A 16029-nucleotide genomic window follows, 5' to 3' on the forward strand; every position below is an offset into this window, starting at 1 on the left:
GTGATTAATGTTTAAAATGCCGAACGCCGCTAAAGACCAGGGCAATACCGTACTCGTCCGCTTTGGCAATTGAATCCTTATCTTTGATACTACCACCCGGTTCCACGACGGCTTTAATGCCATTTTTGGCAGCAAATTCAACCGAGTCATCCATTGGGAAAAAGGCATCAGAGGCTAAAATGGCATCAGCAAAATCTGGTTTATCCTTTGCTTTATCAATCGCAATCTTCACGGAATCGATCCGGTTCATTTGCCCAGCGCCAACGCCTAACGTTTGATGATCAGTTGTAACAACGATGGCGTTACTCTTAACGTGCTTAACTACGGTCTGTCCAAATTGGAGGGCCTTTAATTGGGCTTGCGTAGGTTGTACTTTAGAAACAACCTCAAACTGATCGTAAGTTTCATGGGTCGTGTCGCTATCTTGCAGCAAAAGACCGCCAAGTAGACTGACACTATCTTGTCGCTGCTTTTTCATCGGGACAAAATCTAGCGTCAAGATCCGCAAATTTTTTTTCTTAGCTAACACTGCATAGGCATCGTCATCATAGCCTGGAGCAATAATAATTTCGAGGAACAGCGCATGCATTTTTTCAGCGGTCGCTAAGTCAACTTGACGATTTAAGGCAATAATGCCGCCGAAAATCGAAATTGGGTCCGCATCGAATGCTAATTGCCAAGCATCTAATAACGTATCACCAACACCGATACCACACGGGTTCATATGTTTCAATGCGACAACGGTTGGTTTCTCGTCAAAATCAGCAATGATCCGTAGGGCCGCATCTGCGTCACGGGTGTTGTTATACGATAACGCCTTGCCATGTAATTGCTTCGCATTCGCCAGTGAGTAAGCTTCTGGAATTGGATCCTTGTAATAGGCCGTCTTTTGATGACTGTTTTCACCATAGCGCATGTCCTCAACCTTTTCATAGGTCATGGTGAGCTTCTCAGGAAATTCTTCCGTGGTCAGATACTTGGCAATCAGGGCATCATAGGCAGCAGTTTGGCGAAAGACCTTCGCTGCTAACTCACGACGATACGCCTCGTCTGCTGTGCCATTATCAAATTTGGCTAAGAAATCAGCATAGTCAGCCTTGTCAGTGATCACCGTCACATCACGGTAGTTCTTTGCGGCTGCACGTAACATCGAAGGCCCGCCAATATCAATGTTTTCAATGGCCTCCGCATCGGAAACGCCATCCTTTTGAATCGTCTCTTTGAATGGGTAAAGGTTAACACAGATTAAATCGATCGGATCAATGTGGTTTTCGGCCAGCTGTGCCATGTGGTCAGCGTTATCCCGTTTCGCTAAAATACCGGCATGTACGCGTGGATGCAGCGTTTTGACCCGGCCATCCAACATTTCTGGAAATCCGGTAATGTCTTCAACGGCTGTCGCCTGAACGCCGCCATCCTGAATGGCCTTTAACGTCCCGCCAGTGGAAATGACCTTAAAGCCCCGACTTGTCAATTGCGCGGCAAAGTCGACGATACCATCTTTATCTGAAACACTTAACAATGCTAATTTAGCCACTTAAAGCACTCCTTTTTCAATTAAATTCCGAACGGTTTTTGGGTATAACTGATGTTCCACTTCATGAATTCTATTTTCTAAATCGCTTAACTGATCATCATCGTACCGACGAACAGGTTCCTGAGCGATGATCGGCCCCGAGTCAACCCCAGCGTCAACGAAGTGAATCGTCACACCGGTGACCTTGACCCCGGCCGCAAAGGCGTCCTCGATTCCTGTCCGACCAGGAAATGATGGCAGCAACGCCGGGTGAATGTTCACAATTCGCCGCGGATAGGCATCTAAGAGCGTCGTGCCAACGATCCGCATGTAACCCGCAAGCAGAATGGCCTCAACCTTGGCTACGCGTAACTGCGTCAATAGCTGGGTTTCACGCTGAATCTTAGACACCCCTTTTTTAACTTGCGACAGCACAACAGGCACGTGATACTTGGCTGCCCGTTCGATCACCGGCACGTTATCATGGTCACAGACCAACATGACGACATCCATCGGCAATGACGCCTGCATCAGGGCTTCAAAATTGGTGCCGTTACCGGAAGCAAAGATGGCGACCCGTTTAGTGGGCAACGTATTCGACTGGTTGGTCATGTCGTGTCACCACCTTACCGATAGATTGGGCTTTAACTGTCGTTTGATGCAACTTATCCAGAACAACTTGCGCCTTGTCAGCTGAAACGATCAATACCATCCCGATTCCCATATTAAAGACGGTCCGCATTTCAGACTGACTCACGTGCCCAGCCCGTTGTAAGAGCTTAAAAATTGTCGGCGTCGACCAGGTTGTCTCATCCACCTCAGCCGTTAACGCCGTTGGCATCATCCGCGCTAAGTTTTCAATGATCCCGCCACCCGTAATGTTTGCGGCGGCGTGAATCAAACCGGCGTCGATCAATGGTCGCACCGCTTTGTCATAAAGGATGGTCGGTGTCAGCAGCGTCTGCATTAAGGAATCCGATAGACCTTCGTATTGGTGATCAACGTCTAACTTGGCATCACTAATGATCTTGCGCACCAGTGAAAACCCATTCGAATGCACGCCACTGGATGCCAAACCAATGAGGACATCACCAGCCGCAACGTGATGGCTGCCGAGCAGGTTTTGCTTGTCAGCAATCCCAACAGCAAACCCACTCAGATCATAATCGCCATCGTGGTATATGCCAGGCATTTCAGCCATTTCGCCGCCAATCAGCGACAATCCTGCCTGTTTGCATCCTTCGGCAATGCCGCTGACCACTGTTGTGACTTGGTCGGACTCAAGCTGACCAAGCCCTAGATAATCCAGGAAAAACAGTGGTTTAGCCCCCTGAGCCAAGATATCATTGGCACACATGGCAACCAGGTCGATCCCAATGGTGGCATGCTGTTGCGCTTGAATCGCCAGCAACAACTTCGTCCCAACACCATCGGTTCCGGAAACCAGCACAGGTTCGTGATACTGCCCCATTAAGGCGGTCAGTTCATACTCGGCACCAAATCCGCCAATGCCATTCAAGACGTTGGTGTCCTGTGTGGCCGCAACAATCGTCTTAATGTTGTCCACTGCTTGTTCGCCAGCTTCAATGTTGACGCCGGCCTGTTCGTATTGACTAGTCACCAATATTCGCTCCTTCATAAAGTCCGAGTCGGGCAACTTCAGCATCAAACCCGGCCTGATAATCGTAAAGCGGGGTTGGATAATTGCCGTCAAAGTAGGCGGTACACAGCCCATGATTTTCTGCATCGTTGAGGTCACCAATGGCTTTGATCAACCCTGGGACGCTTAAAAAGGCTAATGAGTCTGCTTCAATTTGCGTACAGATTTCTGGAATCGTGTTGTTTGCCGCAATGAGTTCCTTGGTCGTTTGAATATCGATCCCGTAGTAACACGGAAACTTCAGCGCAGGGGATGCGATGCGCACATGAACCGATTTTGCGCCGGCTTTTTTCAGCAATCGAACGATATACTTGCTGGTCGTCCCGCGAACGATCGAATCATCCACTAGAACGATATCTTTGCCAGCGACAACAGACTTCACAACGGAGAGTTTCATTGAAACGCCGCGGTCGCGTTTGGCCTGCGTCGGTTCAATAAAGGTGCGCGCAACGTACTGGTTTTTGATCATCCCCATATCGTAAGGAATACCACTTTCTTGAGCGTACCCAATGGCCGCTGACAGTGATGAATTCGGTACCCCAAGGACGATGTCGGCTTTCACCGGATTTTCCCGGGCAACCAAGGCACCCATGCGTTTCCGCGCTTCATGCACGCTGATACCGCGAATAATTGAATCCGGGCGGGCAAAGTAAATGTATTCCATTGAACAGAGCGCCAGGTGCGTGTCAGTCGTAAAGTGATCAATGGTCATGCCATCGTCAGTGACAATAATAAGTTCACCAGGCTCAACATCGCGAACGAAACTAGCACCGACTTGGTCAAGCGCACAGGTTTCGCTGCAGATCACCGTCGCCCCATCAGGCATCTCGCCAACAACGAGCGGGCGAAACCCATTTGGATCCAGTGCAGCGACCATCATATGCGGTGTCATCAAGAGGTAGGCAAACCCACCATGAATCTGGTTAAGTGATGCTTTAAGTTGATTAATGAAGCCCGTTTCATGACTGGTAGCCACAAGTTCACCCAGAAGTTCGCTATCAGATGTGGCTTGAAAACTGACACCTGCATCACGGAGTATACCGCGAATCGTATCCGCGTTTGTTAAGTTACCATTATGGGCTAACGCAAATTCACCAACTTCATCGTGTGTAAACAGCATGGGTTGAATGTTTTCGACCCCATGATTACCTGCCGTCGCGTATCGCACATGACCAATGGCTGATGACCCATATAATTGATGAATTGTTTCCGAATCTCGAAACACTTCTGATAACAGCCCCAGACCGCGGTGGCGATAAAACTGCCCCTGGTCATTGCTCACAATACCGGCGCCTTCTTGACCCCGGTGTTGGAGGCTGTGTAGGCCGTCATAGGTCAACTGAGCCGCATCACTTGCGCCCCAGATACCAAACAGACCGCATTCTTCATTTAATCCTTTGATTTCAGCAGGCATGCGAGTGCGCCTCCGTATATCTCATTTAGGTCGTTGCTATCGGTGCGTAGTTCACCGTCAGCAGTTGACAGCGTAATTGTTGTTGCATCAGTAGTTGATCCGAGCAGCACGACCTGATCTCCTGCAAGTGCCTCGAAAGCCGTTTGTTGGTCAGCACTCACACTAACTAAGAACCGGGATTGCGTTTCGGCAAACAGCTGGCGGTTAGTCAGGGGGGTTGTCCCCGTAAAACCAAGGTGGTTGGTAAACAGGGCTTCCGCTAAGGCAACCCCTAACCCGCCTTCACTTAAATCGTGAGCAGATTGAATCAAACCGTTGCGAATCGCTTGTTTGATAAATTGTTGATTAGAATGTTCAGTCGCTAAATCAAAGCTGATGGTGCCGCTTGGCGTGGTCTGCCCCAGCAATTTTTGAAGTTCTGAACCGCTAAAGTCATCATGAGTTTCGCCAACGAGGTAGACTAAGTCCCCCGCTTGTTTGAAATCCTGAGTCGTAATGTAGTTCAAGTCTTCAATTAGCCCAACCATGCCGATCATTGGTGTTGGGTAGATTGCCTTGCCATCCGTTTCGTTGTACATCGACACGTTTCCAGAAATGACGGGTGTATCAAATAACTCACAGGCCTTGGCGATGCCTTGAACGGATTGATCAAGGGACCAGTAACTTTCAGGATCATCGGGACTGCCAAAGTTCAGACAATCCGTGATGCCAATTGGTGTGCCCCCAGCAGCCACAATGTTTCGAGCAGCTTCACTGACAGCAATCTCCCCACCCTGATATGGGTCAAGGTAGATATAGCGGCCATTACAGTCGGTCGTCATGGCCAGAGCTTTATTCGTATGCCGCACGCGGATAACGGCTGCGTCGCTCCCAGGTGTCACGACGGTATTGGCCTGCACCTGAGCATCATACTGGCGAAAGACTGGTCTTTTAGACGCAATCGTTGGCTGTGCCAAGAGTGCCTTCAGCGTGGCCTCAGCATTAGGAATATCTGGCAGATCATTTTTAGCGGGACTCACAATATGTTGCGGCTTTCGCCCTTCGTGGACGTATTCCGGCACATCATCGACTAACGTTGAAACGGGCACGTTCGTCACGACCTCGCCATGTTGCGTCAGTCGATACATGCCATCATCGGTCACATGACCAACAACGACTGCATCAAGCTCGTAACGGGCAAAAATGTCCAGAACGGTCTGTTCTTCACCCTGCTTCACACAGAGCAACATCCGTTCCTGTGATTCAGACAGCATGATCTCGTAACCGTTCATATTGGGTTCGCGTTGCGGGACAAGGTCTAGGTTCATCGTTAAACCGCTATCGTCGGCCTTAGCTGCCATTTCAGCGGAGGAAGAGACTAGTCCAGCGGCGCCCATATCTTGAATGCCCATTAAAATGTCGGCGTGGTCGTGAATAATTTCCAGACAAGCATCCGTTAACAGTTTTTCCATAAAGGGATCACCAACTTGAACAGCGGAACGATCGGCTTCCTTTTCTTCACTAAATTCATTGGAGGCAAACGTGGCGACATTGATGCCATCGCGACCGGTTTTTGCGCCAACATAAATGATGCTGTTGCCAGTCCCGGTAGCGCGGCCCTTCTTCAGGTCCTTTTGATTCATTAAACCAACGCACATCACGTTAACGAGTGGATTACCGTTATAGACACTGTCAAACCCAATTTCGCCGCCAACTGTTGGAATCCCAATACAGTTACCATAAGCGGCAATGCCACGAACGACTTCGTCCACCAGGTAACGGTTTTTGGCATCAGTCAGTTCGCCAAAGCGCAAACTGTCCAGTGATGCAATTGGCTTGGCACCCATAGAAAAGATGTCGCGGATAATGCCGCCAACGCCGGTTGCTGCACCTTCATAGGGTTCAACAAAACTTGGGTGGTTATGACTTTCAGCCTTAAACACGACGGCCTGGTCGTCACCAATATCGAGGACACCCGCACCTTCACCAGGTCCCATGATGACCCTTGATCCCTTATTCCAAAACTTACGAAGCACGTGCTTAGAGTTTTTGTAGGAACAGTGTTCGCTCCACATGGCAGCAAACAAGCCGGTCTCAGTATAATTGGGCAATCGGTGTAATAACTTGTTACTGATCAGGTCGTATTCTTCTTCAGATAAGCCCCAATCTTTATACGGTTTTTGATCCCGAATTTCTTCTGGTGTTGGTTCCGTTCGCAGTTCTTGCATCAAATTACACCATCCTTGTAAAGTTGGCTAAAAGTGACCGAAAAACACTGAGTCCGTCACTGCCGCCAAGTAATGGATCGACAGCCCGCTCTGGGTGGGGCATCATGCCAAGCACGTTCCCCTGTTTGTTCACGATTCCAGCAATATCGGCGACACTGCCGTTCGGATTATCACGATAGGTAAACACAATTTGATGGTTTTCTTGAAGGTCGGCTAGCGTGGCTGCGTCGCAGTAGTAGTTCCCCTCGCCATGCGCAATCGGGAGCGTGATGGTCGCATCCGTCGCAAAGTCATTTGTAAATAACGTCTTGTTGTTCGCAACATGTAACGGTTCCGGTTCGCAAATAAACTGCATATTCGTATTATGTTGAAGACTGCCGGGTAACAACCCGACCTCAGTTAAAATTTGAAACCCATTACAAATACCCAACACCGGCTTGCCAGTCGCAGCAAAGGCCTTCAGCGCCGGCATCACCGGCGCAAATTTGGCAATCGCACCTGACCGCAGATAATCACCGTAAGAAAAACCGCCGGGTACCAGAACGGCGTCAAACCCATCGAGTTGTGTCTGGGTATGCGGGATGATTTCAGCGGTTTCCTTTAATCCGTCAACAATCGCGTAGTAAAGGTCCTCATCACAGTTTGACCCGGGAAAACTGATTACGGCAAATTTCATTGGTTCGCCAGCTCCTTTACATCGTAACGGTAGGTTTCCATGTTGGGGTTAGCTAACAATGTGTCACAGATCGAATCGATTTGTTGTTCGGCAGCGTCCTTTGACTCAGCATTCAACGTCACTTCAAAATATTTACCTTGCGTGACGGCATCCACCTCGTTGAATGATAACCGGTGCATGGCATTCTTGATAGCAACGCCCTGAGGATCCAAAATTGATGGTTTATAGGTGACGTGAATTTGCGCTAAAAACATTGGGTGATTTCCTCCTTAGGTGGGTGGTTAACGAGTGGCTTGTAAACGAGAGAGCACGGTCCGATAACCGTCCATGACGTCACCGGTATGCTTACGAAAAACATCTTTATCTAAGGAATCATGGGTCTTCGCATCGACTAATCGACATGAATCAGGCGATATTTCGTCACCCAAGATTAGCTTACCTTCGGGATCGAACCCAAACTCGAGTTTAAAATCAACTAAGGTGATGCCAGCTTTAGCGAAGAGTTCCGTCAAGGCATCGTTCACCTTGAGGGCTTGCTCACGAATGGTCTTCAACTGAGATTCGTCAGCAATCGAGAGTGCCAGGATCTGTGAGTCGTTCATAAACGGATCATCGAGACGGTCACTCTTGTAAAAGAACTCTTGAACCGGGGTTTTAAATGGCAGCAGGTATTCAGTATCAAATTTGCGTTGGAAACTACCTGAGGAATAGTTACGAATGACAACTTCAAGCGGGATCATCGTCATTTTCTTAACGAGCTGGTCGCTAGCATCAAGCTGCTTGATGAAATGCGTTTCAATGCCCTTTGATTGCAGGTAGTTGTAAATCAAGCTGTCGATCTGATTATTCACTTCACCCTTATCAGCGATCTGCTCTTTACGTTTGCCATTAAGTGCGGTGGCCTGGTTCATGTAGTGCACGCGGATGATCGTGTCATCCTCCGTTGTAAATAACTGCTTTGCTTTGCCTTCCTTGATCAAGGTTGCCAAACTATTCAGATCCTTTCTGGTTATCTAAATGCTATTGAAATTGACTTACAGATGCTAACAATGTTTCAGTTGAGGGACCGACAACGGTAATGTGCCCCATTTTACGTGCGGGTCGAATCTCGGCCTTGCCGTAGTCATGAAAATGCCATTCTGGATGATCCTTGAAACTGGCGCGCGCCTGAGTGAGCTCATCCCCAAGCAGATTCACCATCACCGCCGGCTGTAATTGTTGAATCGGTGGTATTGGCAACCCGCAGATACTGCGAATATGCGCTTCAAACTGTGAGATATTGCAGGCCTCAATGGAGTAGTGGCCAGAATTATGCGGGCGTGGTGCAAGTTCGTTGATCATCAGGGTGCCATCCTGCAGTTCAAACAACTCAATGCCAAGCACGCCTCGCAGGTCTAACGCTTCCGCCGTGCGTTCCGCAATATCCGTTGCGCGTGCGGTCACTTCAGCAGGTACTCGTGCCGGAATGATACTCGTATGCAGAATGTGATGCTGATGCTGGTTTTCACTAACTGGAAAAGCAATGACGTGGTCGCGGCCATCGCGTGTGACCATGACGGATAATTCGCGGACAAAGGGTTGTCGCTGCTCGTAGATCCATTCAGTGTTCGGCAATTCGTCAGCGACCTTGTCAAAATCAGCAGGGCTATTGATGTCAAATTGGCCGTGGCCATCGTAGCCTCCTTCAACGGTTTTTAACAGCCCCGGGACGCCGATCTGTTCAACAGCCGCTTGGAGATCTGCCAAGGTCTTTACTGACGCGTAGTTGGTAACGGGCAAGCCGTGGTTACGGCAAAAGTTCTTTTCACGGAGCCGATGACTGGTAATGGTCAACAGATCAACGCCCTGTGGACACTGGGTCAGCGGTAGTACCTTGGTTAAACTTTCTTGACCAACATTTTCAAATTCATAGGTGATAATGTCTGCTCGCTTTGCTAATGCAGTGAGCTGGTCCTGGTCATCATAGTCGGCAACCAGTTGAAAATCAGCAACTTGGCCGGCCGGTGCAGCAGGTGTCGGGTCGAGGACGCCAACCTTATACCCCATCGTCTTGGCAGCTAACGCCATCATCTGGCCGAGTTGCCACCCCACCGATGATACCAATGGTTGCTGGCGGTAATATGGGCTTACTGTAATTGGGCATTGCTGGCAATGGCCTCCTTGGTTTGTTTGTCCCGGTAGGCAACCAACTGTGTGTTGACATCCTCATCCGTCAAAGCGATGATCTCAGCGGCTAGCAGCGCGGCATTCTTCGCGCCAGCGTTACCGATTGCCACGGTGGCAACCGGGATCCCCGTCGGCATCTGAACGATTGACAGCAACGAATCAACGCCGTTTAGCGCTTTGGTCTGAATTGGCACTCCGATGACCGGCAGCGTTGTATTGGCTGCCAGCATGCCTGGTAAATGGGCTGCCCCACCCGCTGCGGCAATGATGACCGAATATTGTTCGGCTTTCGCTGATTGTCCAAATGCTTGCAATTCCTGTGGCATCCGATGTGCGGAAATAACGTGTTTATCAAACGAGACGTGTAACTGTTCCAGCAGATCAGCCGTTTGCTTAACAGACGGCCAATCAGAAATTGATCCCATGACAAGTGCGACCTGCATTCTGAAAATCTCCTTTGCGTTTGTTAGTCATAGCGTACCAAGTTCATTTGATTGTGTCAATACTATAATCGAACTATGTTTAAATTTGTCGACTGATAGTTCGTGTTTAGTAGAACTAATGTCGATTTTTTCTCAACACGATTGTCGATTATCCGTGATCCGGATCAGCAACAACTGCTTCACCAACCCTGACGCAAAAAAAGCCACCCGCGCACACAGTTAGTGTGCAAACGAGTGACTTTTTCAGGAAATCATGCGCGCATGATTCCTCATTTTGTTATTCCAAGGTTGATTAATTACTTACCCACAACGATATTGACGATCTTCTTTGGAATCACGATGACCTTTTTCACATCATGACCTTCAGTATAGGTCTTCACAACGTCGTCAGCCAGGGCATCCGCCTTGATTGAATCCTCATCAGCTTCAGTAGCGACCTTAATGTGCGCACGGACCTTACCGTTGACCTGAACAGCCATTTCAACTTCTTCGACGACCAGTTTTGATTCGTCGTAAGTTGGCCATGACGCGTAGGCAATGGTCTTGTCGTGGCCCAGAAGTGACCACAGTTCTTCCGTAATATGCGGTGCGATTGGGGCCAACAGCTTCACAAGGCCTTCCATGTACATTAATGGCAGACTATCAGCCTTGTACGCTTCATTTACGAAGACCATCATTTGAGAAATGGCCACGTTAAAACGCAGGTTCTTCATGTCGTCGGTAACCGTCTTGACAGTTTGGTTATAAATCAGATCAAGCTGGCCGTCGTTAAACGTAGTGACCCGGTCACGCAAATGATTGTTATCGTCGATCATCAAGCGCCATACTCGGTCAAGCCAACGATGTGACCCAGTAATCCCTTCAGTACTCCAAGGCTTTGATGCATCCAAAGGTCCCATGAACATTTCGTACAGCCGCAGCGTGTCGGCACCATACTTGTCCACGATCTCATCAGGGTTAATGACGTTCCCTTTAGACTTAGACATCTTTTCATGGTTCGTCCCAAGGATCATCCCTTGGTTAACCAGCTTCTGGAATGGTTCCTTCGTTGGCACAACGCCAATATCATACAGGAACTTGTGCCAGAACCGGGCGTACAACAGATGCAGAACAGCATGTTCCGCCCCGCCAATGTACAGGTCAACTGGTAACCAGTACTTCAACTTTTCTGGGTCAGCAACCATCTTATCGTTGTGTGGATCGACGTAGCGCAGGAAGTACCATGAACTCCCAGCCCATTGCGGCATGGTGTTTGTTTCGCGTTTGCCTTTACGGCCGTTCTTATCCACCACGTTGACCCAGTCATCCAGGTTCGCCAGTGGACTTTCACCAGTACCAGAAGGTTCAAGCTGCTTAGCCTTAGGCAGGCGCAACGGCAATTCATCTTCTGGAATCAGAGTGGTTTCGCCATCTTCCCAGTGAATGACAGGAATAGGTTCACCCCAGTACCGTTGACGAGAGAAGATCCAGTCCCGCAAACGGTAGTTGACCTTCTTGTGGCCGGCGTCGTGTTCTTCCAACCAGTCAATAGCGGCCTTGATTGCCGTTTTCTTGTCCATCCCATTCAGGAAGTCAGAGTTGATGTGGGTCCCATCGCCAGTGAACGCTGCTTCATCCGTGTCGCCGCCCTCGATAACGGGCTTGATCGGCAGGTCAAACTTCTTGGCAAATTCAAAGTCCCGGTCGTCATGAGCTGGCACGGCCATAATGGCACCAGTACCGTATGACGCCAGCACGTAGTCGCCGATCCAGATTGGAATCTGTTCACCGTTGATCGGGTTGATCCCGTAAGCCCCGGTGAAGACACCAGTCTTATTCTTGTTGAGGTCAGTCCGTTCAAGGTCAGAACGTGATTCAATTTCTTTCTTGTAAGCGGCAATGGCATCGGCCTGTTCTGTCGTTGTAATTTCATCAACCAGGTCATGTTCAGGCGCTAAAACCATGTATGACGCGCCAAACAACGTGTCTGGGCGGGTCGTATAAACTTCGACCTGCTTGTCTTCATGACCAGCAACCTTAAAGAAGACACTAGCGCCTTCAGAACGGCCGATCCAGTTACGCTGCATTTCCTTAATGGATTCTGGCCAGTCCAGATCATCGAGATCATCGATCAACCGGTCAGCATAGGCTGTGATCCGCAGTACCCACTGTGTCATTGGGACACGATATACAGGATACCCGCCACGTTCAGTTTTTCCATCGACAACTTCTTCGTTGGCCACAACGGTTCCGCCCATAAAGTCGGGTGCCCAGTTGACCATGATCTTGTCTTCATAGGCTAACCCTTTTTTATACAATTGTTCAAAGATCCATTGGGTCCACTTGTAGTAACCAGGATCTGTTGTGTTGATTTCACGATCCCAGTCATAAGAGAAGCCAAGGGAACGAATTTGGCGTTTGAACGTTGTAATGTTCTGGGCAGTAAAGTCCTTTGGGTTGTGCCCCGTCTTTAAAGCATACTGCTCAGCAGGCAGCCCAAAGGCATCCCAGCCCATAGGATGTAAGACGTTGAACCCCTGCATCCGTTTCATCCGCGCAACAATATCGGTTGCGGTATAACCCTCCGGGTGCCCAACGTGAAGTCCTTGTCCTGATGGATACGGGAACATATCCAGGGCATAGAATTTCTTTTTTGAGTCGTCGTCATATGTTTTAAATGTTTTGTGTTCTTTCCAGTAGTGTTGCCACTTGCGTTCAATGACATCGTGATTGTAAGCCAAACAAAAACGCTCCCTTTCAATATGTTTGTGTGCACTATTAAAAACTAAAAAAGCCTACAAGAAACTAAGGACTAGTTTCTTGTAGGACGGAAATTCCGCGGTACCACCTACACTTCCCGTCAATAACACGGGCGCTTCGTTGTGCCATAACGCGGCAGCCACGGTCCGACCTACTTAGGTTCAGTCAAACTAACTCCGAGACGAGTTCGGTATCTCATCACGGTGGCTTCGCAACAACCAGCCACTTTCTGAACGTGATAATCCCCTACTAATCCTCATCAGTCTTTAATAGATTCAAGTGTCTTAATCCTACCAAATGGCAGTCTAAAATGCAAGATACCATTCAGGTTGGTATACTTAAGAAAACGGTTTTATGGAGGTTACCGAAAAAAATGAATTTAGAATCACCTTTGACATACAGTCACACCTTACTGGCACCCGTTATTCAATCAGGCGATACCGTGATTGACGCAACGGTGGGCAATGGTCACGATACGATTTTTCTGGCCAGTCAAGTCGGTCGGACTGGTCATGTTTTGGGCTTTGACATTCAACCACAAGCGCTAGTAGCAACTAAACAGCAACTTGTGTTAACGGGATTAGCCCCTCAGACGAACCTGATTTTGGCCGGTCACGAGTCTTTGAACGATTACCTTGATGCTGACCAAGAAATCACGGCAGCAACGTTTAACCTCGGTTATTTGCCGGGTAGTGACAAAACAATCACGACAACCAGCACGACGACCGTGCCCGCAATTGCGGCTTGCCTGCAGCATCTTCGCCGCGGTGGCATCGTTTCGGTAATGGTCTATTATGGGCACCCCGCCGGTAAAAGTGAAAAACAGGCTGTTTTGGACTATGTCAGTGGCTTGGATCAAGCTGCGTTTCAAGTTTTGCAATATCAGTTTATTAATCAGGTGCATGAACCGCCGTTTTTAGTGGCGATTCAGCGACGGTAGGTTTGGTAGCGATGAGGCGTGAATAAAAAACCTCATTCTTAGCGTCCGGATTGGGTGTTAAGGGTGAGGTCTTTTTATCATGGAAACGATTTGGTGGTTCTGTGGATTCGCTTTGGTGTTTAGACTTGCTTAGCTTCTGTGCTGAATTGTGTTCCGCAAGACAGCACAGATTGTTTCTGCCTAAGCAAATCCTGGCAAAAATGCCAGGTTCAGGCATTTCTGATATTGAGTGCATCTTGCTGCTGGCTTTCTCGGTCTCATTGCCGAAACGTGTTCCGCAAGGCACGGGGCTAACGTGTAAGGGACTCTGACCAAAAAGTCAGGCCCGGACTTTTCGGTCAGAGTCCCTTACACACCGCCCCTAAACCGCCTTGCTCCACACTCTACAACTGTTCCTGCGGCAGCAGCACAATCTGACTCTCACCGTCATCGAAGACCCAGACATTTTCTGGGAAGTCATCTGAGAATGGGAACGGCGTGTCAAAGCTTGCTACTAGGGTGTCATTTTGGCTGAAGTCAAAGGTTAATTGACCGTCATTATTTCTCAATCCAAGCGCGAGGGTCTGAGGCAATTCAAACATGCCTTGAAGGTCATTATCAATAATGTACCAGACCTGGTCGATGATTTCACCGGGGAGGATATTTACGACCCCATAACTGGCTAGCGTGCGTGATCATTTTCAAACATCGCGATCGCCTCTCTTTCATTGGTTATCTGACAACGATTATACCGCAATTATCCAACGATATCAGGCTTGCCGTTCGGAAGTTGTTTTCGGGCGGTCCAACCCGTTGACGCAAAATGATAAAACGACCAACAATAGCGCCACAATAAAGATCCAGTGAAGCCCACTATAGAGGATCTCCCGCAGCGGCTTAATCAGGTGTGCAGGCAATTCTGACGCCGTTTGCGGGTTGATCAGTTTGTTCATCATATTGAGTGTTGTACCCGGATGATGGTGGACGCCGTTTGCCATTTGAACGTTCATAATGATGCCAAAGACTGAGATCATCAGTGTTTGACCGAGCGTTCGTCCAAGTGTATTGATGGAAGTTGCAACCCCAACGTTGGCGCCGCTAACTTGATTTTGTGCGGTAACTGTCGTGGTCGTGATGGTGATGCCAAAGCCAGTCCCACAGATGGCGGCAATGACAAAGAACCAGGCAAACGCAGTAGTTTCGGGTAATACTGCCATGGCAATCGCACCAATCAAAATAAACGTTAAACTGATTGCGATGATGCTTTTAGGCGTGTGATCCAGTAATAGTTTCCCGGCAATAAACGACCCCACGATCCACATCAGCGAACTAGGAGTTACAGCAAATCCGGCCAATGAAGCTGGCAGACCAAGAATCCCCTGAGTCCACGTTGGCAGGTAAACTTCAAACCCCATTAAGAAGCCACTAATCAGTGCTGCGACTAAATTTTGCGTGACAAACGTTCGATTTTTAAACATGCCCAATGGAATAATCGGGTTGTCAACACGGCCCTCGTGACGAATAAACGCTATGAAGCCAAGAATTGCCACTAATAAACAACCAAGCAGTAACGGCCAACTGAGTGTGCTATCACCTAATAATTGGAACCCATACATCAGGGATAGCAAGCCAACAGTCAACCAGAAACTCCCCAAGAGATCCAGCCGTTGTGTTGTCCGACGACGTTCCTCCTTCAAGAAAACGACAATCATCACCACTGCCAACAAACCGATTGGAATGTTGATAAAAAAGATCCAGTGCCAGCTCAGCTGATCAACAATGAACCCGCCTAAAAGTGGGGCAACAATGGAAGCTATACCCCATGCGGACCCGTTGAACCCCATGACCTTGGCGCGTTTTTCCAAGGGGTATATATCAGCAATAATTGTAAATGAAATCGGCATGATCGATCCGGCGCCGATCCCCTGAACAGCCCGCCAGAGGATGAGCTCACCCATACTATTCGAGAGTCCGGAAAGCGTTGACCCAATAATAAAAACAGCCAGACCGAACAAAAACACATTTTTACGACCCAACATATCCGCCAGCTTGCCGTAAATTGGTGTCGCAATTGCGTTTGTCAGCAAAAAAATAGAAAAGACCCAGTTCATCAAGGCAACGCCGTGGAGATCACCCACAATGGTCGGCATTGCTGTGGACACAATTGTCCCCTCAACTGCTGACATAAACGTCGCAATAAAAATGGCGATGGTGACCAGCGTCACGTTTGTTTTTCTTGAACCCATGTTACATCCTCACAGTATACGTTGGCCCGCACCCCCAACGTTG

Annotated in this window: 13 protein-coding genes, 1 pseudogene and 1 other annotated feature; of the genes and pseudogenes, 1 reads left to right on the forward strand and 13 read right to left on the reverse strand. The window is 48.7% G+C overall.

All coding sequences use genetic code 11. The features are described 5' to 3' along the window. Positions 1-4: 4 nt before the first annotated feature. The 11 genes and pseudogenes from purH to leuS all read right to left on the reverse strand — a co-directional run bounded on the left by purH (position 5) and on the right by leuS (position 12802). Positions 5-1537 carry a bifunctional phosphoribosylaminoimidazolecarboxamide formyltransferase/IMP cyclohydrolase gene (purH, locus tag AYR61_RS13395; protein WP_065903503.1) on the reverse strand — a complete coding sequence of 511 codons (1533 nt, stop codon included), beginning with the start codon at positions 1535-1537 and terminating at the stop codon, positions 5-7. Further along, positions 1538-2128: a phosphoribosylglycinamide formyltransferase gene (gene purN, locus AYR61_RS13400; protein ID WP_056987621.1), complete on the reverse strand. Its 591-nt coding sequence runs from the start codon at positions 2126-2128 to the stop codon at positions 1538-1540. After that, the gene (gene purM / locus AYR61_RS13405; RefSeq protein WP_156770492.1) at positions 2097-3140 is read right to left on the reverse strand and encodes a phosphoribosylformylglycinamidine cyclo-ligase; all 1044 of its coding nucleotides are present in this window, start codon (positions 3138-3140) and stop codon (positions 2097-2099) included. Before purM ends, purN begins: the two co-directional genes overlap by 32 nt. Then, positions 3130-4590: an amidophosphoribosyltransferase gene (gene purF, locus AYR61_RS13410; protein ID WP_065903506.1), complete on the reverse strand. Its 1461-nt coding sequence runs from the start codon at positions 4588-4590 to the stop codon at positions 3130-3132. The genes purM and purF overlap by 11 nt, the downstream gene beginning before the upstream one ends. Further along, entirely contained in the window at positions 4566-6797 is a 2232-nt protein-coding gene (gene purL, locus AYR61_RS13415) for a phosphoribosylformylglycinamidine synthase subunit PurL (RefSeq protein WP_065903975.1), read from the reverse strand. The genes purF and purL overlap by 25 nt, the downstream gene beginning before the upstream one ends. Positions 6798-6801: 4 nt before the next feature. Next, positions 6802-7473 carry a phosphoribosylformylglycinamidine synthase subunit PurQ gene (gene purQ, locus AYR61_RS13420; RefSeq protein ID WP_054706778.1) on the reverse strand — a complete coding sequence of 224 codons (672 nt, stop codon included), beginning with the start codon at positions 7471-7473 and terminating at the stop codon, positions 6802-6804. Next, complete coding sequence (gene purS, locus AYR61_RS13425) at positions 7470-7727, reverse strand: phosphoribosylformylglycinamidine synthase subunit PurS (RefSeq protein ID WP_054706775.1); 258 nt, start codon at positions 7725-7727, stop codon at positions 7470-7472. The genes purQ and purS overlap by 4 nt, the downstream gene beginning before the upstream one ends. A gap of 27 nt (positions 7728-7754) precedes the next feature. Then, positions 7755-8462, reverse strand: a complete 708-nt coding sequence (gene purC / locus AYR61_RS13430) for a phosphoribosylaminoimidazolesuccinocarboxamide synthase (RefSeq protein ID WP_225353060.1) — start codon at positions 8460-8462, stop codon at positions 7755-7757. A 31-nt stretch (positions 8463-8493) separates the two neighbouring features. Then, positions 8494-9616 (reverse strand): annotated as a pseudogene (gene purK, locus AYR61_RS13435) (5-(carboxyamino)imidazole ribonucleotide synthase). After that, entirely contained in the window at positions 9600-10082 is a 483-nt protein-coding gene (purE, locus tag AYR61_RS13440) for a 5-(carboxyamino)imidazole ribonucleotide mutase (RefSeq protein ID WP_065903509.1), read from the reverse strand. Before purE ends, purK begins: the two are co-directional and overlap by 17 nt. A 296-nt stretch (positions 10083-10378) precedes the next feature. Further along, complete coding sequence (leuS, locus tag AYR61_RS13445; RefSeq protein WP_065903512.1) at positions 10379-12802, reverse strand: leucine--tRNA ligase; 2424 nt, start codon at positions 12800-12802, stop codon at positions 10379-10381. 79 nt (positions 12803-12881) lie between these two features. Then, positions 12882-13091: a binding site (T-box leader), on the reverse strand. A gap of 103 nt (positions 13092-13194) precedes the next feature. Between leuS and AYR61_RS13450 the strand changes: the two genes are divergently transcribed. Then, complete coding sequence (locus tag AYR61_RS13450) at positions 13195-13761, forward strand: tRNA (mnm(5)s(2)U34)-methyltransferase (protein WP_054706760.1); 567 nt, start codon at positions 13195-13197, stop codon at positions 13759-13761. A gap of 383 nt (positions 13762-14144) precedes the next feature. Here the strand turns inward: AYR61_RS13450 and AYR61_RS13455 are convergent, their stop codons facing one another. Further along, positions 14145-14402, reverse strand: coding sequence for a DUF960 family protein (locus tag AYR61_RS13455; protein ID WP_065903515.1), 258 nt, complete (start codon positions 14400-14402; stop codon positions 14145-14147). Between the two features lie 108 nt (positions 14403-14510). Beyond that, positions 14511-15986, reverse strand: coding sequence for an MDR family MFS transporter (locus AYR61_RS13460; RefSeq protein WP_065903518.1), 1476 nt, complete (start codon positions 15984-15986; stop codon positions 14511-14513). Positions 15987-16029 lie beyond the last annotated feature (43 nt).

It is taken from the genome of Secundilactobacillus paracollinoides (assembly GCF_001702155.1).
Lineage (GTDB): Bacteria > Bacillota > Bacilli > Lactobacillales > Lactobacillaceae > Secundilactobacillus > Secundilactobacillus paracollinoides.

Bases quoted from the DNA above. Each gene is read 5' to 3' on its own strand.
- purE (WP_065903509.1), bottom strand. From the start codon at position 10,082: ATGCAGGTCGCACTTGTCATGGGATCAATTTCTGATTGGCCGTCTGTT.
- purS (WP_054706775.1), bottom strand. From the start codon at position 7,727: ATGTTTTTAGCGCAAATTCACGTCACCTATAAACCATCAATTTTGGAT.
- AYR61_RS13450 (WP_054706760.1), top strand. From the start codon at position 13,195: ATGAATTTAGAATCACCTTTGACATACAGTCACACCTTACTGGCACCC.
- AYR61_RS13460 (WP_065903518.1), bottom strand. From the start codon at position 15,986: ATGGGTTCAAGAAAAACAAACGTGACGCTGGTCACCATCGCCATTTTT.
- purL (WP_065903975.1), bottom strand. From the start codon at position 6,797: ATGCAAGAACTGCGAACGGAACCAACACCAGAAGAAATTCGGGATCAA.
- purF (WP_065903506.1), bottom strand. From the start codon at position 4,590: ATGCCTGCTGAAATCAAAGGATTAAATGAAGAATGCGGTCTGTTTGGT.
- purQ (WP_054706778.1), bottom strand. From the start codon at position 7,473: ATGAAATTTGCCGTAATCAGTTTTCCCGGGTCAAACTGTGATGAGGAC.
- purN (WP_056987621.1), bottom strand. From the start codon at position 2,128: ATGACCAACCAGTCGAATACGTTGCCCACTAAACGGGTCGCCATCTTT.